Origin of the sequence: Dactylosporangium siamense, from assembly GCF_016862795.1 — a bacterium.
Classification (GTDB): Bacteria; Actinomycetota; Actinomycetes; order Mycobacteriales; family Micromonosporaceae; genus Dactylosporangium; species Dactylosporangium siamense.
In genome coordinates this window covers 54,975-79,017 of sequence record NZ_BONQ01000183.1, presented here as the reverse complement: position 1 = coordinate 79,017, position 24,043 = coordinate 54,975, and the positions used below count along the sequence as shown (strand labels likewise).

The following is a 24,043-nucleotide window of genomic DNA, read 5'->3' as shown; positions in this document are numbered from 1 at the left end:
ATCCTGCAGGAACGCGCCGACCCGCGCGTAGGACGTCCCGGGCCGGTCCGGGTCGGGGTCGAAGAGCGAGTCGAGGTCCCAGCCTCGGTCGGTCGGGAACTCGCGGATGCCGTCGCGGCCCTCGGCGAGCAGCGCCCACAGGTCCTCCAGGGTCGCCGCGCCGGGGAACCGGCCCGCCATCGCGACGATCGCGACCGGCTCGTCGACCGGGACGACGGCCTGTCCGGCGGCCTGGACGGCGTCGGCGGATCCGGTGATCCGCGACAGGAGCAGCTCGGTGAGGGCGTCCGGGGTGGGGTGGTCGAAGACGACGGTGGTCGGCAGGGCGACGCCGGTGTCGGCGGTGAGGGCGTTGCGGAACTCGACAGCGGTCAGCGAGTCGAACCCGAGGTCGCGGAACGCCCGGTCGTGGCGGATCGCGCCGGCGTCGGCGTGGCCGAGGACGGTGGCGGCGTGGCCGCGGACGACGTCGAGGAGGTGCCCGGCGAGCTCCCCGGCGGGCAGGTCCGCGAACCGGCGCCGCTGGACGGGTGCCGCGGCGGCCGGGGCGAGCCCTTCGAGGAGCGGCGCGGGCCGCCCGGCGGCGAACGCGGGCCCGAACGCGTCCCAGTCGATGTCGGCGACGACGACGGTCGCACCGCCGCCGACGACGGTTTCGTCGGCGCCGACGCGGCCGAGGATGGTCACGGCCGCGTCGGGGTGCATCGGCCTGACGCCGCCGCGGCGGTGCCGGTCGCCCAGGTCCCCCGCCATGCCGTCGCCGGCCCACGGCCCCCACGCGATCGACACGGCCGGCAGGCCCGCGGCGCGACGCTGCTCGGCGATCGCGTCGAGAGCGGCGTTCGCGGCGGCGTAGTTGCCCTGCCCGGCAGATCCGACCGATCCGGCGAACGACGAGAACAGGATGAACGCGTCCAGCCGCACGTCCCGAGTTGCGGCGTCCAGGTGCAGGGCGCCGTCGACCTTGGCAGCCATGACGGCCGCGATCCGCTCGGGAGTCAGCCCGTCGACGGTGCCGTCGTCCAGGACGCCGGCGGCGTGGATCACCGCGTTCGGCGCGTAGTCGCGGATGAGGCGGGACACGGCTGCGCCGTCGGCGATGTCGGCGGCCACGATCTCCACACCTGGGATGCCCAGCTCAGACATGCCGGGCGCGTCGGGGCCGCGGCGGCTGACCAGCACGATCCTGCTCGCGCCCTCGGCGGCGAGCCACCGGGCGACGTGCACGCCGAGAGCGCCGGTGCCGCCGGTCACCAGGACCGTCCCCGACGGGCGCCAGCCCGGCTTCGCGGCGGCCTTCGCGAGCCGCCGGCCGTACACGACACCTGAACGGACCTCGACCTGATCCTCCGCACCGCCGAGGACACTCGCCAGCAGCGGCAGGCCCGTGTCGTCGACGTCGATGACACCACCCCACCGGTCGGGTTGCTCCAGGGCGACGACCCGGCCGAGACCCCACACGGCACGCTGCGCGGGGTCGGTCGCGGCGTCGCGGGTCACGCACCACAGCGGCGCGCCGATGCCTGCCTGCACGAGGGCGAGCGCCTCGGCGGCGCTGGCGGGCGCCGCGACGACCCCCGCGAACGGACCCGCCGGGAGGTCGGCCGGCGAGTCGACGGCCACCGTGTCGACGCCCTCTGCGGCCAGCGCGGCGGCGACCTCCGGGGCGCCGACGACCAGCCAGGTGCCGCTGCGTGTGGTGGTGCCGCCGGCCAGCGCCGTCCACGTCTCGTGGTACAGCCAGCCGTCCACATTGGACTGCCGCCGCTGCCGCCACGATGTGAGCGCCGGGACGATGGTGTCGGCGTCGACGCCGAGGAGGTCGCTGAGTTCGCCGGACTCGACGGCCGCCCAGAACTCGGTGTCGGCCTCCGACCGGGCGGGGACGCCGGCGTCGAGCCAGTACCGCTGCCGTTGGAACGCGTACGTGGGCACGTTGACCCGGCGGGCGCCCTTGAACAGCAGCGACCAGTCCGGGGACCAGCCGACGACGTGCGCCCGCGCGACGGCGGTCATCAGCGTGGTGGCCTCGTCGCGGTCCTTGCGCATGGCGGGGATGCCGTCGACCAGCGAGGACAGCACACCGTCGGGGCCGACCTCCAGGAACCTGGTCACGCCCTTGGCCTTCAGGGCTTCGGCCGCGTCGGCGAACCGGACCGTGCCGCGGACCTGCCGGACCCAGTACTCCGGATCGGTCACCTCACCCGTGGACGTGGTCGCGATCGGGACCGCCGGCGGGTTGAACGTCACCGTGGCCAGAACCTCACGGAACGCGTCGAGCATCCCGTCCAACCGCGCCGAATGGAACGCGTGACTGACCTTCAGCCGACGCGTCTTCTTGAAATGAGCGGCGACCGCTACGACAGCGGCCTCATCGCCGGACACGACCACCGCGTCCGGGCCGTTGACCGCGGCGATCTCGGCGCCTTCGACCAGCACCGCCCGGACCTCGTCCTCGGCGGCCTGGACGGCGACCATCGCGCCACCGGCCGGCAGCGCCTGCATGAGCCTCCCACGGGCGGTCACGACGTTGCACGCGTCCTGCAGTGACCAGACCCCGGCGACGTGCGCCGCGGCGAGCTCGCCGATGGAGTGACCGAGGAGGAAGTCGGGCTTGAGACCCCACGACTCGAGGAGCCGGTACACCGCGACCTCGACCGCGAACAGCGCAGGCTGCGTCCACCGCGTCTGGTCGAGCAGGTCGCCGTCGATCTCGGCGAGGCCGTCGATGTGGGCGCAGACCTCGTCATACGCTGCGACGTAGGCCGGGAAGGACTCGTACAGGCCGCGGCCCATCCCGGACCGCTGCGCGCCCTGACCCGTGAACAGCATCGCCGACCCGCCGTCGCGGGCCCGGCCACGGACGACGGCGTCGCCGAGCACGACGGCCCGGTGCTCGAACGCCGACCGGCCCGCCGCCAGGGACAGGCCGACGTCGGCGGGGTCCGCGGCGGCCGGGGCGTCCCGCAGGCCATCGATCTGCGCCTCGAGGGCCTCCGGGGTCCGCGCCGACACCGGCCACGGCGCCACCGGCAGCGGCTCGGGCGCCGCGGTCGGCTCGACCGGCGGCGCGGCCTCCACGATCACGTGCGCGTTCGTGCCGGAGATCCCGAACGACGACACCCCGGCCCGGCGCGGCCGGTCGACGGCGGGCCACGGCCGCGCGTCGGTGAGGACCTCGACGGCCCCCGATGACCAGTCCACGTGCGAGGAGGGCGCGGTGACGTGCAGGGTCCGCGGCAGCTGCCCGTGTCGCATGGCGAGGACCATCTTGATGACGCCGGCGACACCGGACGCGGCCTGCGTGTGGCCGAGGTTCGACTTCACCGACCCCAGCAGCAGCGGCGCCTGCCGGTCCCGGCCGTACGCGGCGATCAGCGCCTGCGCCTCGATCGGGTCCCCGAGCGTGGTGCCCGTACCGTGCGCCTCGACGGCGTCCACATCGGCCGGTGCGAGGTCCGCGGCGGCGAGCGCCGCCCGGATCACCCGCTGCTGCGCGGGACCGTTCGGCGCGGTGAGACCGCTGGACGCGCCGTCCTGGTTGACGGCGGACCCGCGGACGACGGCGAGGACCGGGTGGCCGTTGGCGACGGCGTCGGAGAGCCGTTCGAGCAGGAGCAGGCCGACGCCCTCGCCCCAGCCGGTGCCGTCGGCGTCGTCGGAGAACGCCTTGCAACGCCCGTCGGGCGCGAGTCCACGCTGGCGGGAGAACCCGACGAACGTGCCCGGCGTCGACATGACGGTGACGCCGCCGGCGAGGGCGAGGCCGCACTCGCCGCGCCGCAGCGCCTGCGCGGCCAGGTGCAGCGCGACGAGCGACGACGAGCACGCGGTGTCGATCGTGACCGCGGGTCCTTCGAACCCGAACGTGTAGGCGACCCGGCCGGAGGCGACGCTGGGAGCGCTGCCGTTGCCGAGGTGCCCTTCGAGACCGTCGGGGACGTCGTGGACGCGGGCGGCGTAGTCGCTGTACATGAGGCCGACGAACACGCCGGTCGGGGAGCCGCGCAGCGCGGCGGGGTCCAGGCCGGCGCGCTCCAGCAGCTCCCACGACGATTCGAGCAGCAGCCGCTGCTGCGGGTCGGTGGCGAGTGCCTCGCGGGGTGACATGCCGAAGAAGTCGGCGTCGAACGCGGCGGCGTCGTAGAGGAAGCCACCTTCGCGGGCATAGCTGGTGCCGCGGTGGTCCGGGTCCGGGTGGTAGAGGCGGTCGACGGGCCAGCCGCGGTCGTCGGGGAACGGCCCGACCGCGTCGGTGCCGTCGGCGACGAGCCGCCACAGGTCTTCCGGCGTGCGGACGCCGCCGGGGTACCGGCAGCTCATGGCCACGATCGCGACGGGTTCGTCGGCCGCGCCGGCGACGGCGGCGGCCGGGGCCGCGACGGCGGCGCCGAGGTGCAGCTCGCCGAGGAGGTGCCTGGCCATCGCCTGCGGCGCCGGGTGGTCGAACAGGACGGTGGCGGGCAGGGTCAGCCCGGTCGCGGTGGCGAGCCGGTTGCGCAGCTCCAGGGCGGTGAGGGAGTCGAATCCGGCCTCGAGGAACCCACGGTGCGGGTCGACGTCGTCGCCGGTCGGGTGGCCGAGGACGGTCGCCGCCTCGAGGCGCACCAGCCGCAGCAGCGCCGCGGTCCGGTCGCTGTCGGTCATGCGCCGCAGCCGCCGCACGAGGGAGTCGTCGTCGTGGGTCTCCCGCCGGCCGGCCGGTCCGGTGAGGCCGCTGAGGACCGCGGGGACGGCGGCCGCGGCGCGCAGCGCGTCCGGGCGCAGCCGGGCCGGGACGGCGACGGACGCGGGAGCGGCGCAGGCGGCGTCGAACAGGGCCAGGGCGTCCGCGGTCGGCAGCGGCGCGACGCCGTTGCGGGCGAGGCGCTGCCGGTCGGCGTCCTCCAGGTGGGCGGTGATGCCGCTGGCGGTGTCCCACAGCCCCCACGCCAGGGACAGCGCGGGCAGGCCGTCGGCGCGCCGCTGGACGGCGAGGGCGTCCAGGACGCTGTTCGCGGCGGCGTATCCGGCCTGCGCGGCGCCGCCGACGATCCCGGCGAGCGACGAGTACAGCACGAACGCCGTCAGGGGCGTGTCCCGGGTCAGCTCGTGCAGGTGCAGGGCGCCGTCGGCCTTCGGGCGGAGGATCGCGGCGACCCGGTCGGCGGTGAGGTCGGTGACGACGGCGTCGCCGGCGACCCCGGCGGTGTGCACGACGCCGGTCAGCGGGTGCTCGGCGGGCACGGCGGCGAGGAGGGCGGCGACGGCGGCCCGGTCGCCGACGTCGCACGCGGCGACGGTGACGGTCGCGCCGTGGCCGGTCAGTTCGTCGCGCAGCGCGGCGGCGCCGTCGGTGTCGAGGCCGCGGCGACCGGCGAGCAGCAGGTGCCGGACGCCGTGCACGGTCACGAGGTGCCGGGCGACGTGCGCCCCGAGCCCGCCGAGCCCGCCGGTGACGAGCACGGTCCCGTCCCCGCCGAACGTCGCCGCGGCGTCGCTGGGAGCGGTGGAGTCGGCGCGGGCGAGCCTCGGGACCAGGACGGCGTCGCCGCGGACGACGGCGGTCGGCTCGTCGAGCGCGAGGGCCGCGGCGAGGGCCGCGCCGGTGGCGTCCTGCTCGCGGATCTCGATGACGCCGAACGTGCCGGGGTGTTCGGCGTCGGCGGAGCGGATCAGCCCGGCGACGGCCGCCGCTGCGATCGAATCCACTCCGGTGGCCGGCACGACGACCCGCAGCGAGGCCCCGGCGGGCGGGCGCGCGAGCCACTCCTGCACGAGGGACAGCGCGGCGGCGGTCCGTGCGTGCACGGCATCGGCGGCGTCACCGTCGGAAGTGGCGACGGTGACGACGACCCGGCCGGGGGCGGTGGCGACCGTGGTCATGGCGGCCAGGTCGGCGTGCGTGTCGACGGTGGCGCCGGCGGCGGTGAGAGCCGCGGCGACCCCGGCCGGGTCGGCGCCCAGGACGGCGTAGCGGTGCCGGTGCCCGCCGGCGGGCCGGGCCGCGACGAGGTCGAGCCGGAACAGGTCGCCGGTGCGGGCCGCCGTCAGCTGTCCGGCGGTCACCGGGCGCAGGTCGAGGGCCTCGATCGACGCGACGGGGCGGCCGGTCCGGTCCGCGACCTCGACGGCGACGGTCGTCGACCCGGTCAGGGTGAGCCGTGCGCGGACGGCGACGGCGCCGCTCGTACGCAACGAGACGCCACGGAACGCGAACGGCAGCAGCGTGCCGCCGGCGGCGGGTCCGGCGTGGCCGAGGGTGTGCAGGACGGCGTCCAGGAGCGCGGGATGGATCCCGAAGCGGGCCACGTCGTCGCGGGCCGTCTCGGCGAGCGTGACCTCAGCGAACAGGTCACCGTCGCGGCGCCACACGGCCCGCACGCCACGGAACGCGGGTCCGTAGCCGAGTCCGGCGTCGGCGAGGGTGTCGTACAGCCCGTCGACGGGGACCGGGGTCGCGCCGGGAGGCGGCCACTCGGTGAGGTCGGCGGTGTCCCAGCGGTGCCCGGGTTGCAGGCGACCGGTGGCGTGCCGGGTCCAGCCGGCGGCGGCGGTCGCGCGGGAGTAGACGGCGACGGGCCGGCTGCCGGTGTCGTCGGGGGCGCCGACGGTGACCTGCAGGTGCACGGACCCCGGGTCGGGCAGGGCGAGCGGGGTCTCGACGGCGAGCTCGCCGAGGTGTCCGCAGTCGAGCATCTCCCCCGCGCGGACGGCGAGGTCGACGAGGGCGGTGGCGGGCACGAGGGGTACGCCGAGCACGACGTGGTCGCGCAGCCACGGCTGGTCGCGCAGCGAGAGGCGGCTGGTGAAGACGAACCCGCCGCCGTCGGCGAGGCCGAGCGCGGCGCCGAGCAGCGGGTGGTCGACGGGCAGCAGCCCGACAGCGTCGGCGTCGGTGCGGGCGGCGGGGTCGTCGAGCCAGAACCGGTCGCGGCGGAACGCGTACGTGGGCAGGTCGACGACGGTGCCGCCGCCGAGGACGCGACGCCAGTCCGGCGACCAGCCGACGACGTGCATCCGCGCGACCGCGGTCATCAGGGTCAGCGGCTCGTCGCGGTCCTTGCGCAGCGCGGGCACCCCGTCGACCAGCGCGGACAGGATGCCGTCCGGGCCGACCTCCAAGAACCTCGTCACGCCCTTGGCTTTGAGGGCCTCGGCGGCATCCGCGAACCGGACCGTGCCGCGGACCTGACCCACCCAGTACTCCGGATCGGTCACCTCACCGGCGGAGGTCACCGAGATCGGAATCGCCGGTGGGTTGAACGTCACCGTGCGCAGGACCTGGCGGAACGCGTCGAGCATCCCGTCCATCCGCGCCGAGTGGAACGCGTGACTGACCTTCAACCGCCGCGTCGTTGCGAACCGCGCGGCCACCGCTTCGACGGCCGCCTCGTCGCCGGACACGACGACCGCGTCCGGGCCGTTGACCGCCGCGATCTCAGCGCCGTCGACCAGGGCGGCACGGACCTCGTCCTCGGTGACCTGAACCGCGATCATCGCGCCACCGGCCGGCAGCGCCTGCATCAGCCGGCCGCGCGCGGTCACCACCTTGCAGGCATCCTCCAGGGACCAGACCCCGGCGACGTGCGCCGCGGCGAGCTCACCGATGGAGTGACCGAGCAGGAAGTCGGGACGCAGTCCCCACGACTCGAGGAGCCGGTACACCGCGACCTCGACCGCGAACAGCGCGGGCTGCGTCCACCGGGTCTGGTCAAGCAGGTCCCCGTCGACGTCCGCGAGACCGTCGATGTGGGCGCAGACCTCGTCATACGCTGCCGCGTAGGCCGGGAACGCCGCGTGCAGGCCGCGGCCCATCCCGGACCGTTGCGCGCCCTGACCGGTGAACAGCATCGCGGACCGGCCCGGCGCCACGACACCGCGGATGACGCCGTCAGCGGTGAGGGCGGCCCGCAGCGCGGCCCGGTCGGCACCGAGCACGACCGCCCGGTGCTCGGTCGTGGTCCGCGCCGCCGCGAGGGTGAACGCGACGTCGGCCGCGCCGAGGCCGGGCGCCGCGTCCAGCGCCGCGGCGAGCCGGTCCGCCTGCGCGGGCACGGTCACCGCGGTGCGCCCCGACAGCAGCCACGGCACCACCGGCAGGCCCGCGGGCACCGGCGCCGCCTCGGGCGCCTCGGCGGGTGGTGCCTGCTCGACGATGACGTGCGCGTTGGTGCCGGACACCCCGAACGACGACACCCCGGCGCGGCGGGGACGCTCCCCCGCCGGCCACGGCTGGGCCTCGGTGAGCAGCCGGACGGCGCCGTCGCCCCAGTCGACCTGGGACGACGGTGCGCTGACGTGCAGGGTCTGCGGCAGCTGCCCGTGCTGCATCGCGAGGATCATCTTGATGACGCCGGCGACACCGGACGCGGCCTGCGTGTGGCCGAGGTTCGACTTCACCGAGCCGAGCCACAGCGGCGCCCGCCGGTCCCGGCCGTATGCGGCGATCAGCGCCTGCGCCTCGATCGGGTCGCCGAGCGTCGTGCCCGTACCGTGGGCCTCCACGACGTCGACGTCGGCCGGTGCGAGGTCCGCGGCGGCGAGGGCGGCCCGGATGACGCGCTGCTGCGCCGGGCCGTTCGGTGCCGTCAGACCGCTGGACGCGCCGTCCTGGTTGACGGCGGAGCCGCGCAGCAGGCCCAGGACGCGGTGGCCGTTGCGCCGGGCGTCGGAGAGCCGTTCGACGAGCAGCAGGCCGGCGCCCTCCCCCCAGCCGGTGCCGTTGGCGTCGTCGGAGAACGACTTGCAGCGGCCGTCGACGGACAGGCCGCGCTGCCGGCTGAAGCCGATGAACGTGTTGGGGGTCGACATGACGGTGACGCCGCCGGCGAGGGCGAGGCTGCACTCGCCGCGGCGCAGCGCCGTCGCCGCCAGGTGCAGCGCTACGAGGGACGAGGAGCAGGCGGTGTCGACGGTGACCGCGGGGCCTTCGAGGCCGAACGTGTAGGCGATGCGGCCGGAGGCGATGCTGGGTGAGCTGCCGTTGCCGACGTAGCCCTCCATGCCCTCGGGGATCTCGCGGAGGCGGGCGCCGTAGTCGTTGTACATGACGCCGACGAACACGCCGGTGCGGCTGCCGCGCAGCGTGGTGGCGTCCAGGCCGGCGCGTTCGAACGCCTCCCACGCCGTTTCCAGCAGCAGCCGCTGCTGCGGGTCCATGCCGAGCGCTTCGCGGGGTGACACGCCGAAGGGGGCGGGGTCGAACTCGTCGGCGTCGTAGAGGAAGCCGCCTTCGCTGCCGTACGAGGTGCCGCGGTGGTCCGGATCGGGATGGAACAGGTTGTCCAGGTCCCAGCCGCGGTTGTCCGGGAACGGGCCGATCGCGTCGCGGCCCTCGGCGACGAGCTGCCACAGGTCCTCGGGGTTGCGCACGCCGCCCGGGTAGCGGCAGCTCATCGCGACGATCGCGATGGGCTCCTGCTCCCGCTCCTCGACGTCCTTGAGCCGCTCCCGGGTCCGGTGCAGATCGACCGTCACGCGCCTGAGGTACTCGCGCAGCTTGTCTTCGTTCATCGGTGATCGGGCCTTTCTGGGAACGGTGGCACGGCGCTACGAAAGGCCGAGATCGTTGTCGATGAAGGCGAACATCTCGTCGTCGCTGGCCGCGTCGAGCCGCTCGACGACGCCCTCGCCGGAGCCGTTCCCGCGGTCGGTGAGCTTCGCGAGCAGCAGCTGCAGCCGGTCCGCGAGCCGGTCGCGGGTGTCGTCGCCGGCGGCGCCGGTGGTGGTGAGGCCGGCCGCGGCGAGCGCGGCCTCGAAGTCGTCGAGGACGGCGAACGGGGCGTCGGCGTCGTCCTGGACGAGGTGGCTCAGGACGTGCCCGGCCATCGCGTCCGGTGACGGGTAGTCGAACAGCAGCGTCGCCGGCAGCCGCAGCCCGGACGCGGCCGCGAGCCGGTTGCGCAGCTCCAGGGCGGTGAGGGAGTCGAAGCCGAGCTCGAGGAACCCGCGGTCGGGTTCGACGGCGTCCGGGCCGGGGTAGCCGAGCACGACCGCCGCCTCGGTCCGGACCAGGTCCAGGACGGCCCGCCGGCGTTCGGCGGCGCTGAGCCGGGCGAGCCGCGTCGCGAGCGTCTCGGTCTGCTCGACGGGCCCGGCGGTGGTGACGGCCTGCCGGGCGGGCCGGCCGACGAGCCCGCGCATGATGGCCGGGACCGCCGCGGTCCCGGCGACCGCCCGGATCGCGTCGATGATGAGCCGCGCCGGGATGAGGACGGCCTCGTCGACGACGCAGGCGACGTCGAACAGGGCGAGTCCTTCGGCGTGCGACAGCGGGGCGAGCCCGCCGCGCGCCATCCGCTGCAGGTCACCGCCGTCGAGTTTCGCCGTCATGCCGTTGCCCTGCTCCCACAGGCCCCAGGCGAGGGACAGCGCCGGGAGCCCGGCGGCGCGCCGCTGGTGGGCGAGGGCGTCCAGGAACGTGTTCGCGGCCGCGTAGTTGGCCTGGCCGGTGCCGCCGAACGTGCCGGCCATCGAGGAGAACAGGACGAACGCCGTCAGCGGCAGGTGGCGGGTGAGCTCGTCGAGGTTGAGCGCGGCGTCGACCTTCGGCCGCAGGACGGTGTCGACCTGCTCGCGGGTGAGCGCGGAGACGACCCCGTCGTCGACGACCCCGGCGGTGTGCACGACACCGGTGAGGGGCCGGTCGGCGGGGATCGCGGCGAGCACCGCGGCGAGGGCGGCGCGGTCGGCGACGTCGCACTCGGTGATCGTCACCTCGGCGCCCAGGTCCAGCAGCGCCTGCCGCAGCTCGACGGCGCCCTCGGCGGCGAGGCCGCGACGGCTGGTGAGCAGCAGGTGCCGGACGTTGTGCTCGCCGGCGAGGTGCCGGGCGATGAGGCCACCGAGGTCGCCGGTGCCGCCGGTGATGAGGACGGTCCCCTTGGTGTCCCACGTCGCGGACGGGGTGATGCCGGGTGCGGCGGCGACCCGGGCGAGCCGCGGCACGTGGACGCCGCCGACGCGGACGGCGACGTTACCCTCGCCGCACATGAGCGCGGCGGGCAGCGCCGCGTAGGAGACGTCGCGGTCGTCGAGGTCGAGCAGGACGAACCGGTCCGGGTTCTCCGTCAGCGCCGACCGGACGAGCCCCCACACGGGCGCCCAGGCGAGGTCCTCGACGGTCTCGCCGCCGGTGCTGTGGGTGACGAAGACCAGCCGGGAGGACGTGAGGCGTTCGTCGGCGAGCCAGGCCTGGACGAGATCCAGCGCCCAGTAGGTGGCGGTGCGGACGCGGGCGGCCATGTCGGCGCCTTCGGGCCGGTCGGCGCAGGACACGATGACCCGGTCGGGGACGGCGGCGCCGGCGGTGACGGCGTCGCGGAGCGCTTCCAGGTCCGGGTAGGTCTCGACGGCGGCGCCGGTGGTGCCGAGCGCCTTGACGAGCTTGACCGGGTTGAGCCCGAGGACCGCCCAGAGCTGGTCGGCGTGGTCACGGGCGGGCGCGACCGGGTTCATGACCATGTCGACCCGGAACAGTGAGTCGTGGTACTGCGACCGGGCCGCCTTGACCTGGCTCGCGGTGACCGGGCGCAGCGCGAGGGAGCCGATGGCGGCGATCGGCCGGCCCGTGTGGTCGGCGAGGTCGACGGTCACGGTGTCGGTGCCGCTGCCGGCGAGCCGGACCCGCACGGCGGTGGCGCCGACGGCGCTGAGCGACAGCCGCTCGAACGAGAACGGCAGGACGCCGCGACCGGCGATGCCGTCGGCGTACGCGAGGGTGTGCAGGGCGGCGTCGAGCAGCGCCGGGTGCAGCAGGAACCGGCCGGCTTCGGCGCGCTCGGCGTCGGCGAGGGCGGCCTCGGCGTAGACGACGCCGTCGCGGCGCCACACCCGGCGCAGGGCCTGGAACGACGGACCGTAGTCGAACCCGGCGTCGGCGAGCGACGCGTACAGGTCGCCGATGTCGACGGCCTCGGCGCCGGCGGGCGGCCATTCGGTGAAGTCTGGGGCGTCCCAGGTGCGTGCGGCGGCGAGGCGGCCGGTGGCGTGCGCCGTCCACGTGTCGTCGGTGCCGCCGGCGTCGCGGGAGTGCACCTGCAGCGCGCGGGCGCCGAAGCCGTCGGCGGCGGCGACGGTGACCTGCAGCTGCAGCGCGCCGGGTTCCGGAAGCACGAGCGGCGCCTGCAGGGTGAGCTCCTCGATCCGGTCGCAGCCGACGGCGTCGCCGGCGGACAGCGCGAGCTCGACGAGCGCGGTGCCGGGCAGCAGGACGGTGTCCATGACCCGGTGGTCGGCGAGCCACGGCTGGTCGGCGATCGACAGCCGGTTGGTGAAGAGGTGCCCGCCGGTCTCGGCGAGGGGGACGCCGGCGCCGAGCAGCGGGTGCCGGACGGTGTCGAGGCCGAGGGCGGCGGGGTCGGCCGGGTCGGCGGGGGCCTCCAGCCAGTACCGCTGCCGCTGGAACGCATACGTGGGCAGGTCGACGCGGGTGCCGCCGGCGAACATGGCCGTCCAGTCCGGCGACCAGCCGGTGACGTGCAGCTGGGCGACGCCGGTCATGAGGGTGAGGATCTCGTCGCGACCCTTGCGCATCGCCGGGACGCCGTCGACCATCGCCGAGAGCACCCCGTCGGGGCCGACCTCCAGGAACCTGGTGACGCCCTTCGCCTTCAGCGCCTCGGCGGCGTCGGCGAAGCGGACCGTGCCGCGGACCTGACGGACCCAGTACTCCGGGTCGGTGACCTCACCCGTGGACGTGGCCGCGATCGGGACCGCCGGCGGGTTGAACGTCACCGTGGCCAGGACGTCGCGGAACGCGTCGAGCATCCCGTCCATCCGCGCCGAGTGGAACGCGTGACTGACCGTCAACCGACGCGTCTTCTTGAAATGAGCGGCCACCGCCACGACCGCTGCCTCATCGCCGGAGACGACGACCGCGTCGGGACCGTTCACCGCGGCGATCTCCACGCCGTCGATGAGTGCCGCGCGGACGTCGTCCTCGGCGGCCTGGATCGCGACCATCGCCCCACCACGCGGCAGCGCCTGCATCAGGCGGCCACGGGCCTCAACGATCGTGCAGGCGTCCGGCAGGGACCAGACCCCGGCGACGTGGGCCGCGGCGAGCTCGCCGATGGAGTGGCCGAGGAGGTGGTCCGGTCGCAGCCCCCACGACTCGAGCAGCCGGTACACCGCGACCTCGACCGCGAAGATCGCCGGCTGCGTCCACCGGGTCTCGTCCAGCTCCGGTCCGTCGACGTCGCGCAGGCCGTCGATGTGCGCGCAGACCTCGTCATACGCCTGCGCGTACACCGGGAACGCCGCGTACAGGCCGCGGCCCATTCCCGGCCACTGCGCGCCCTGACCGGTGAACAGCATCGCCGACCCGCCGTCGCGGACCCGGCCGCGGATCTCGACGTCACCGAGCAGGACGGCCCGGTGCTCGAACGCCGACCGGCTCGTCGCGAGGGAGTACGCGACGTCCACCGGCCGCAGGTCGGACCGTTCGGCCGTGAACGACGCCAGCCGCCGCAGTTGCTCGCCCAGCGCCGCCTCCGACCGGCCGGACACGACGGTCGGCAGCACCGGCAGCGCCGGCAGCGCCGGACCGGCGACCGCGGGCGCGGCCGGGACCGCTGGCGGCTCCTCGACGATGACGTGCGCGTTGGTGCCGGAGATGCCGAACGACGACACCCCGGCGCGGCGCGGGCGGCCGCCGGACGGCCACGGCCGTGCCTCGGTGACGAGCTCGACGGCGCCGGACGCCCAGTCGACGTGCGGGGACGGCGCGTCGACGTGCAGGGTGCGGGGCACGGTCCCGTGCCGCAGGGCCAGGACCATCTTCATCAGCCCGGCGACGCCGGACGCGGCCTGGGTGTGGCCGAGGTTCGACTTCACCGAGCCGAGCCACAGGGGCGCGGGGCGGTCCTGGCCGTAGGTGGCGAGGATCGCCTGCGCCTCGATCGGGTCGCCGAGGCTCGTGCCGGTGCCGTGCGCCTCGACGACGTCGACGTCGGCGGGGCGCAGACCGGCGTCGGCGAGCGCCTGGCGGATGACGCGCTGCTGCGCGGGACCGTTCGGGGCGGTGAGCCCGTTGGAGGCGCCGTCCTGGTTGACGGCGGAGCCCTTGACGACGGCGAGGACGGGGTGGCCGTTGGCGACGGCGTCGGAGAGCCGCTCGACGAGGACCAGCCCGACGCCCTCGGCCCAGCCGGCGCCGTCCGCGGACGCGGAGAACGCCTTGCACCGGCCGTCGGGTGACAGCGCCCGCTGCCGGCTGAACTCGACGAACGTGTCGGTGGAGGAGATGACGGTGACCCCGCCGGCGATGGCGAGGGTGCAGTCGCCGCGGCGCAGCGCCTGCATCGCCAGGTGCAGCGCGACGAGCGACGACGAGCACGCGGTGTCGACGGTCAGCGCCGGTCCTTCGAGCCCGAACAGGTAGGAGATGCGCCCGGACGCGACGCTGCCGGCGCTGCCGAGCGCGAGCTGCCCCTCGAACCCTTCGGGTGCGGTGTGCAGGCGGCAGACGTAGTCGTGGTAGTTGGAGCCGATGAAGACGCCGGTGCGGCTGCCGCGGGCGGTAGCGGGGTCGATCCCGGCACGTTCGAACGCCTCCCACGACGTCTCGAGCAGCAGCCGCTGCTGCGGGTCCATCGCGAGGGCCTCGCGCGGGGAGATGCCGAAGAACGCCGGGTCGAAGGCGGCGGCGTCGTGCAGGAAGCCGCCCTCGCGGGTGTAGAAGGTGCCGGACCGCTCCGGGTCCGGGTCGTAGAGGCCGTCGATGTCCCAGCCGCGGTCGGTGGGGAACGCGCCGACCGCGTCGACCTCGTCGGTGAGGACCCGCCACAGGTCCTCGGGGCTGCTGACGCCGCCGGGCAGCCGGCAGGTCATCGCGACGATCGCGATCGGGTCGTCGGCGTCGGCGTCCCGGCGGGTGGTCTCCGCGGCCGGGGCTTCCAGGCCGCCGACGAGCTCGCCGAGCAGGTAGCGGGTGAGGGTGGTCGCGGTCGGGTGGTCGAAGACGAGGGTCACCGGCAGCCGCAGCCCGGTGGCGGCGCCGAGCCGGTTGCGCAGCTCGACGGCGGTGAGGGAGTCGAAGCCGAGGTCGCGGAACGCCCGGCCGGGGTCGACGGCCGCGTCCTCGGGGAAGCCGAGGACGGCGCCGGCGTGCCGGCGCACGAGCTGCAGCAGCCGCGCCTCCTGCTCGGCGGCGGGGAGCCCGGCGAGCTCACGCCCGAGCGGGACGCCCTGACCGGCGGCGGTGTCGGCGGGCGGGGCCGCCTCGGGCAGGTCGCGCAGGGCGGGGCTGGGCCGCGACGCGGTGAACGCGGGCGCGTATCGGGACCAGTCGACGTCGGCGATCGCGAGGCACGTGTCGCCGTCGTCGAGGGCGCGGTGCAGGAGGCTGATCGCCTTGCCCGGGTCCATCGGGAGCATCCCCGAACGGCGGGCGGACTCGCCGGTCTCGCCGGCGGCGAGGCCCTCGCCGGCCCAGACGCCCCAGGCGACGGAGGTGGCGGGCAGACCCGCCGCGTGCCGCTGCTGGGCGAGGGCGTCCAGCAGGCTGTTGGCGGCGGCGTAGGTGCCCTGCCCGGGGCCACCGAGCGTGCCGCCGAGGGAGGAGAACAGCACGAACGCGCTCAGGTCCAGGTCCTTGGTGAGCTCGTGCAGGTGCAGGGCCGCACCGGACTTCGGCGCGGCGACGGCGGCGGCCCGGCCGGCGGTGACGCCGTCGATGACACCGTCGTCCAGGACGGCCGCGGCGTGGAACACGGACCGCAGCGGCCGGTCGCCGGGCAGACCGGCGAGGAGCGCGGCGAGCGCGTCGCGGTCGGTGACGTCGACGGCGGCGACGGTGACGTCGCAGCCGCCGTCGCGCAGCTCCTGGGCGAGGTCGGCGGCGCCGGGCGCGTCGAGGCCGCGGCGGCTGGTGAGCAGCAGGTGCCGGGCGCCCTCACCGGCGAGCCAGCGCGCCAGCCGCGCGCCGATGCCGCCGGTCCCGCCGGTGACGAGCACGGTCCCGTCCGGCCGCCACCGCCGGTCGCGGTCCGCGACAGCAGCATCGACCGTCGCCACCGCGACGGCATCGCCGGCCGCGACCGCATCGGAAGCAGCAGCCGTGGCGGCGGGCCGGGTCGGGGAGGTGCCGGCGCGCACGAGGCGGCGGGCGTAGGTGCCGGCGCCGCGGACGGCGACCTGGTCCTCGCCGTCCTGGCCGGCGACGACGGCGGCGAGCCTCGCGATCACGCCCGCGGTGACCTCGGCGGGCAGGTCGACGAGGCCGCCCCAGCGGTCCGGGTGTTCGAGGGCGGCGATGCGCCCGAGGCCCCACGTCATCGCCTGCGGCGGCGCGGCGACCGGGTCGGCGGCGCCGACGGCCACGGCACCGCGGGTCGCCGCCCACAGCGGCGCGGCGCACGCCACGTCGCCGAGCGCCTGCACCAGCGTGACGGTGGCGGCGAACCCGGCCGGCAGCGCGGACCCGTCCTCGTGCGGCCGCTCGTCGACCGCCAGCAGCGACAGGACCCGGTCGGGCGCGGGGTTGCTGTCCAGCGCGGCCCGCAGATGCGCCGCCGTCGTCGTCCGGTCCGCGTGTACGGGCAGCGTCAGCACGTCCGCGCGGACGCCACCGGCGAGCAGCTGCGCCACGAGGTGCTCGGTCCAGGCGCCGGCCCGGTCCGCGGCGGGCAGCACGACCAGCCACCGCCCGGCCGCGCTGGCCGCCGCAGCCGCCGCGGCCGGCGCGTCGCCGAGCGGCTGCCAGCGGATGCGGTACCGCCACGCGTCCAGCGCGACCCGGTCGGTCTCGGCCCGCCGCCACCGCGACAGCGCGGGCAGCATCCCTTCGACGGCGCCGGGCTCCAGGTCGAGCGCGGCGGCCAGTTCCCGCGGGTCCTGCTGCTCGACCAGCTGCCAGAAGCGGGCGTCCACGCCGTCCCCGCCGGTCGCGGGCGGCGGGGCGTCCAGCCAGTACCGCTGCCGCTGGAACGGATACGTGGGCAGGTCGACGACCCGTCGCCCGGCACCGAACGCGGACGTCCAGTCCACGGCGACGCCGTGCACGTGCAGGGTGCCCAGCGCGGTCAGCAGCCGGGCGGGTCCGCCGTCGTCGCGGCGCAGCGTGCCGGTGACCACGGCGTCGGCGTCCTGGAGGGTCTCCTGCATGCCAGGTATCAGCACCGGGTGGGCGCTGACCTCGACGAACACGGTGACGCCGGCGCCGGCGAGCGTGCCGACGGCCGGGGCGAACCGGACGCTGTGGCGCAGGTTGCGGTACCAGTACTCGGCGCCGCCGAGGTCGATGTCCGTCACGTCCGCGCCGACCGTGGAGTGGAACTCGATCCGCGCCGGGCGCGGGGCGACGGGCGCGAGGACGTCGAGGAGCTGGTCGTGGATGGCCTCCACGTGCGCGCAGTGCGAGGCGTAGTCGACCTCGACGCGGCGGGTGCGGACCCCGTCGGCGGCGCACGCGTCAGCGAGCTCGCCGAGCGCGGCGACGTCGCCGGACACGACGACCGAGCCGGTGCCGTTGACCGCGGCGACGCTGAGCCGCTCCGCCCACGGCGCGAGCCGCTCGGCCGCCCGGTCCGGCGGCAGGGCGACGGACAACATGCCGCCGCGCCCGGCGAGGACCGACAGCGCCTGGCTGCGCAGGGCAACGACCCGGGCGGCGTCCTGCAGACTGAGGATCCCCGCGACGCAGGCCGCGGCGATCTCGCCCTGGGAGTGCCCGACGACGACGTCGGGGGTGACGCCGCGCGACGTCCACCACGCGGCGAGGGAAACCATGACGGCCCACAGCACCGGCTGGACGACGTCGACGCGGTCGAGGCCGGGCGCGCCCGGCTCGCCGCGCAGCACGGCGGTCAGGGACCAGTCGACGAACGGCGCCAGCGCCGCTTCGCACGCCTCGATCCGCTCCCGGAAGACCGGTTCGGTGGCGAGGAGCTCGACGCCCATGCCGAGCCACTGGGAGCCCTGCCCGGGGAACACGAACGCGACCTTCCCTCCGGCGCGGACCGTTCCCGTGACGGTGGCGGTCGCCGGGGTCCCGGCGGCGAGCGCGACGAGTTGCCGCACGACGTCGTCCCGGTCGGTGCCGGCGACGGCGGCCCGGTGTGCCAGCGGCGCCCGGGCGGTGAACAGGGACCAGGCGGCGTCGGCGAGCGCGTCGTCGGTGCCCGCCAGGTGGGTGGCGAGCCGCCCGGCCTGGGCGCGGAGCGCCTCGTCGCTGTGCGCGGACAGCAGCACCGGCACCGCGGCGGGCGGGTCGGCCGGGGCCGGTGCCGGGGTGGTCGCGGCGGGGGCCTCGAGGATGATGTGCGCGTTGGTGCCGGACACCCCGAACGAGGACACCCCGGCGCGGCGCGGCCGGTCGGTGTCGGGCCAGTCGCGGGCGTCGGTGAGCAGCTCCACGGCGCCGGCGGTCCAGTCGACGTGCGTCGACGGCCGGTCCGCGTGCAGGGTCCGCGGCAGGGTGCCGTGCCGCATCGCGAGGACCATCTTGATGATCCCGCCGATCCCGGCGGCCGCCTGGGTGTGTCCGACGTTGGACTTCAGCGAGCCCAGCCACAGCGGCCGGTCCGCCGGGCGGTCCTGGCCGTAGGTGGCGAGCAGCGCCTGCGCCTCGATCGGGTCGCCGAGCGCGGTGCCGGTGCCGTGCGCCTCGACGGCGTCCACATCGGACGGCCGCAGGCCCGCGGCGTGCAGGGCGGCGCGGATGACCCGCTGCTGCGCCGGGCCGTTCGGGGCGGTGAGGCCGTTGGAGGCGCCGTCCTGGTTGAGCGCGGAGCCCCGCACGACGGCGAGGATCCGGCGCCCGCGCGCCTGCGCGTCGCTGAGCCGCTCCAGCACGAGCATGCCGGCGCCCTCGGCGAGGCCCATGCCGTCGGCGTCGTCGGAGAACGCCTTGCAGCGCCCGTCGACGGCGAGCCCGCGCTGCCGGCTGAACCCGACGAACGCCGCCGGTGACGACATGACGGCGACACCGCCGGCGAGGGCGAGGTCGCATTCGCCGCGGCGCAGCGCCTGCGCGGCCAGGTGGGTCGCGACCATGCCGGAGGAGCACGCCGTGTCGACGGTGACGGCGGGTCCTTCGAGGCCGAACGTGTAGGCGATGCGACCGGACGCGACGCTGCTCTCGGTGCCGATGATGAGGTGGCCCTCGGCGCCGTCGGGCACGTGCGGCAGGCGGGCGCCGTAGTCGCCGCCGGCGGCACCGACGTACACCCCGGCGGGGGTGCCACGCAGCGTGGCGTGGTTGATCCCGGCGGCCTCGAACGCCTCCCAGGCGACCTCGAGCAGCAGCCGCTGCTGCGGGTCCATGGCGATCGCCTCCCGCGGAGAGATCCCGAACAGCTGCGGGTCGAAGCGGACGGCGTCGCGCAGGAAGCCGCCGTCGCGGACGTAACTGCGGCCGGCACGGTCGGGGTCCGGGTCGTACAGGCCGTCGACGTCCCAGCCGCGGTCGGTGGGCAGCGGCCCGATCGCGTCGCCGCCCTCGCTCAGCAGCGTCCACAGGTCCTCCGGCGACTCGACGCCACCGGCGAAGCGGCAGCTCATGCCGACGATCGCGATCGGCTCGTCGGCGGCGGCGTCGACGAGGGCGGCGGTCGGTGCCGCGGCTGCGGCGGTGCCGCCGCCGAGTTCGTGGTGCAGGTGCGCGGCGAGCGCGTCGACGCTCGGGTAGTCGAAGACGACGGTCGACGGCAGCCGCAGCCCGGTGCGCTGCGCCAGCGCGTCGCGCAGCTCCAGGGCGGTGAGGGAGTCGAAGCCGAGGTCGCGGAACGAGCGGGTGCCGTCGACCGCGTCGCTCCCCCGGTGGCCGAGCGCGCCGGCGGCGGCGGCCCGGACGGCGTCCTGCAGGGCGCGGAACCGGTCGGCGTCGCCGAGCCCGAGCAGCCCGGCGTCCGCTGCGGCGGCGACGGGTGCGGCGGCCGGCGCGGACAGCGCGGCCACCTCGGGCAGATCGGCGATGAGGGGACGCGGGCGGGCGGCGGCGAACAGCGGCGCGAACCTGGCCCAGTCGACGTCGGCGACGACGGCGGTGGCCGGGTCGCGGTCCAGGACATGGTGCAGGGCGTCGAGGGCGGCGGCCGGCGGCATGAACGTGATGCCGTGCCAGTTCGCCGACTGCTGGACGTCGGCGCGGGCCATGCCGCCGCTCTCCGGGCTCCAGATGCCCCACGCCACCGAGGTGCCGGCCCGGCCGCGGGCGCGGCGGGCCCGGGCGAGGGCGTCGAGGTAGGCGTTCGCGGCGGCGTAGGCGCCGTGGTCGCCGCTGCCCCACACGCCGGCGACGGAGGCGTACATGACGAACCGGTCGACGGTGTCGCGGTCGAACACGGCGTCGAGGTTCGTGGCGCCGCCGAGCTTCGCGGCGGTCGCGGCGGCGAGGTCGGCCGGGCCGGTGTCGTGCAGCCGGCCGAGCACGCCGACGCCGGCGGCGTGCACGACCGTGCGGATCGGGCCGTGCTCGGCCTCGGCGGACTCGACGACGGCGGTGAGCGCGTCCAGGTCGGCGACGTCGCAGGCGGCGACGGTGACGCCGGCGCCGAGGGCGGTGAGCTCGTCGCGCAGCTCGGCGACGCCGGGTGCGTCGTCGCCGCGGCGGCTCAGCAGGACGAGGTGGGTGGTGCCGTGCCGGGCGAGCCAGCGGGCGGTCTGCGCGCCGAGCCCGGTGGTGCCGCCGGTGACGAGGGCGGCGCCGCGCGGCCGCCATCCGGCCTTCACCCCGCCGGTCCCCGCGCTCCTGCCGATCCGGCGGGCGTGGACCGCGCCGCCGCGAACGGCGACCTGGTCCTCGCCCCCGGTGAGCACGCCCGGGAGCAGGTCGAGCGGCGACTGCAGGTGACCGTTGACCGCACCGGGCGCCGGGTCACGGTCACCGGCGGACACGTCCGGGACCGGCGCGGACGTCCCGCGGAGGCCGGTGACGTCGATGAGGCCGCCCCAGCGGCCGGGGTGCTCGAGGGCGGCGACGCGGCCGAGACCCCAGACGGCGGCCTGCATCGGGTCGCTGACGTCGTCGCCGGGGGCGACGCTGACGGCGCCTTCGGTGAGGCACCACAGCGGCGCGTCGACGCCCGCGTCGCCGAGGGCCTGCAGGAGGGTGAGGGTGTCGGTGACGCCGGCGGTGACCGGCGCCGGTCCGGTGGGCGGGGCCGTGGACGGCGCGAGCGTGGACACGACGCCGTCGACGGTCCCGGCGTCTGCGGCGGCCGCGGCGAGCAGACCCGTCATCGTCGCCCGGTCGGTGTGCTCGGCGACGGTGAGCGTCCGGACGGTGGCGCCGGCCCGGGCGAGCGTCTCGTGGACTGCCGCGTCGCCGGTGTGGGTGACGAGCAGCCAGGTGCCGTGCAGCGCCGCCGTGCCGGCGGGGACGGGCTTCCACGTCTCCTCGTAGAGCCAGCCGTCCACGGTGGAGGTGCGGGTGGTCCGGGTGAGCCAGAACCGGTCCCGCTGGAACGCGTACGTCGGCAGCGCGATCCGCTGCCCGGTCAGCATCGCGGCCCAGTCCGGGGACCAGCCGCTGACGTGCATCCGGGCAACCGCGGCGAGCAGCGTGACCGCCTCGTCGCGGCCCTTGCGCAGGGCGGGGACCCCGCCGACGAGCGCGGACAGCACCCCGTCGGGGCCGACCTCCAGGAACCTGGTCACGCCCTTCGCCTGCAGCGCCTCGGCGGCGTCGGCGAACCGGACCGTCCCGCGGACCTGACGGACCCAGTACTCCGGATCGGTGACCTCACCTGTGGACGTGGTCGCGATCGGGATCGCCGGCGGGTTGAACGTCACCGTGGACAGAACGTCGCGGAACGCGTCGAGCATCCCGTCCATCCGCGCCGAGTGGAACGCGTGACTCACCGTCAACCGGCGCGTCTTGGCGAACCCGGCGGCCACCGCCGCAACCGCGGCCTCGTCGCCGGAGATCACGACCGCGTCAGGACCGTTCACCGCGGCAATTTCAGCGCCTTCGACCAGCACCGCCCGGACATCGGCTTCGCCGGCCTGGATCGCGATCATCGCACCACCGGCCGGCAGCGCCTGCATCAACCGGCCGCGCGCCTCGACGACCTTGCACGCATCCTGCAGCGACCAGACCCCGGCGACGTGCGCCGCGGCGAGCTCGCCGATGGAGTGACCGAGGAGGAAGTCGGGCTTGAGACCCCACGACTCGAGGAGCCGGTACACCGCGACCTCGACGGCGAACAGGGCCGGTTGGGTCCACCGGGTCTGGTCGAGCAGGTCGCCGTCGACGTCCGCGAGGCCGTCGATGTGGGCGCAGACCTCGTCATATGCCGCGGCGTAGGCCGGGAACGTCCGGTAGAGGCCGCGGCCCATGCCGGGGAACTGTGCGCCCTGGCCGGTGAACAGCAGCGCCGAGGCACCCTCGAGATCTGCGGCGCCGATGACGACGTCGGGATCCTGCTCGCCGGCGGCGAGCGCGGCCAACCCACGGGTCAGCGCGGCAAGGTCGGCGCCGAGGACGACGGCCCGGTGCTCCAGATGCGCTCGGGAGACGGCCCGGGTCACGGCGATGTCGGCCGGGTCGGCGCCGGGGTGCTCGGCGAGGAACGCGAGCAGGGCGTCGGCCTGCGCCGGCAGAGCGGCGGCCGTCCGCGCCGACAACGCCCACGGCAGCACCGGAATGCCCGGCACCGTGAGCTGCTCCGGCGCCGCCTCGACCTCCGGTGGTGGGGCCTGCTCCAGCACGACGTGCGCGTTGGTACCGCTGGCGCCGAACGCCGACACGCCCATCCGGCGCGGCCGGTCGGCGGCGGGCCAAGGCTGCGCGTCGGTCAGCAGCCGCACCGCACCCGCGGACCAGTCGACCTTCGACGACGGGGCGCTGACGTGCAGTGTGCGGGGCAGGACGCCGTGCCGCATCGCGAGGACGGCCTTGATGACCCCGGCGACACCGGCCGCGGCCTGCGTGTGCCCGAGGTTGGACTTCAGGGTGCCGAGCCACAGCGGCGTCTGCCGGCCCTGCCCATAGGTGGCGAGCAGCGCCTCCGCCTCGATCGGGTCGCCGAGGGTGGTGCCGGTGCCGTGCGCCTCGACGGCGTCCACGTCGGACGCTTCCAGGCCGGCGTCGGCGAGGGCGGCGCGGATGACCCGCTGCTGCGCCGGACCGTTCGGGGCGGTGAGGCCGTTGGAGGCGCCGTCCTGGTTGACCGCGGACCCGCGGACCACGGCGAGGACGGGGTGGCCGGCGGCGACCGCGTCGGAGAGCCGCTGCAGGAGCAGGACGCCGACGCCCTCGCCCCAACCGGTGCCGTCGGCGTCGTCGGAGAACGCTTTGCAACGCCCGTCGACGGCCAGGCCCCGCTGGCGGGAGAACTCGATGAACGACTGCGGGACCGCCATGACGGTGACGCCGCCGACGACGGCCATCCCGGACTCCCCCGCCCGCAGCGAGCGGACCGCGAGGTGCAGCGCGACGAGCGAGGACGAGCACATGGTGTCGACGGTGACGGCCGGGCCGCGGGTGCCGAAGGTGTAGGCGAGCCGCCCGGACAGCACGGCGGCGGCGCCGCCGGTGAGCAGGTGCCCCTCGACGCCCTCGGGGGCGCCCTCGGTCGCGGTGCCGTAGCCCTGGTGGCTGGCGCCGACGAACACGCCGGTCTCGGTGTCGCGGATGCGCTGCGGGTCGATGCCGGCGTCCTCCAGGGCCTCCCAGGTGGTCTCCAGCAGCAGCCGCTGCTGGGGGTCCATGGCGAGGGCCTCGCGCGGGGAGATGCCGAAGAAGCCGGCGTCGAACGCGTCGGCGTCGTGCAGGAAGCCGCCGTCGCGGGCGTAGGTGCGGCCGGGCCGGCCCGGGGTCGGGTCGTAGATGCGGTCGAAGTCCCAGCCGCGGTTGACCGGCACGCCGGTGACGGCGTCGCGCCCCTCGGCGACCAGGTCCCACAGCGCGTCGGGGCCGGTGACGCCGCCGGGGAACCGGCAGCCGATGCCGATGACCGCGATCGGCTCCCGGTCGCGGTCCTCGAACTCCCGGATGCGCCGGTTGGCCTGGCGCAGGTCGGCCGTCACCCGCTTGAGGTAGTCGCGGAGCTTGTCCTCGTTCGCCATCTGGCTCGGCTCCTCGTGACAGCGTGCGGGTGCCCGTCGGCCGGGACGC

General features: G+C 76.0%; 2 protein-coding genes. Both read right to left on the bottom strand.

What is annotated here, in order from left to right; all coding sequences use genetic code 11:
* Positions 1–9,459: type I polyketide synthase (locus Dsi01nite_RS58110; RefSeq protein ID WP_239137129.1), on the bottom strand; the 9,459-nt coding region annotated here is incomplete at its 3' end.
* Positions 9,460–9,531: 72 nt separating this feature from the next.
* Positions 9,532–23,994: a type I polyketide synthase gene (locus tag Dsi01nite_RS58645; RefSeq protein ID WP_203854187.1), complete on the bottom strand. Its 14,463-nt coding sequence runs from the start codon at positions 23,992–23,994 to the stop codon at positions 9,532–9,534.
* Positions 23,995–24,043 lie beyond the last annotated feature (49 nt).

Excerpts from the sequence above, each read along its gene's own strand:
- Dsi01nite_RS58645 (WP_203854187.1), bottom strand. The coding sequence starts at position 23,994 with ATGGCGAACGAGGACAAGCTCCGCGACTACCTCAAGCGGGTGACGGCC.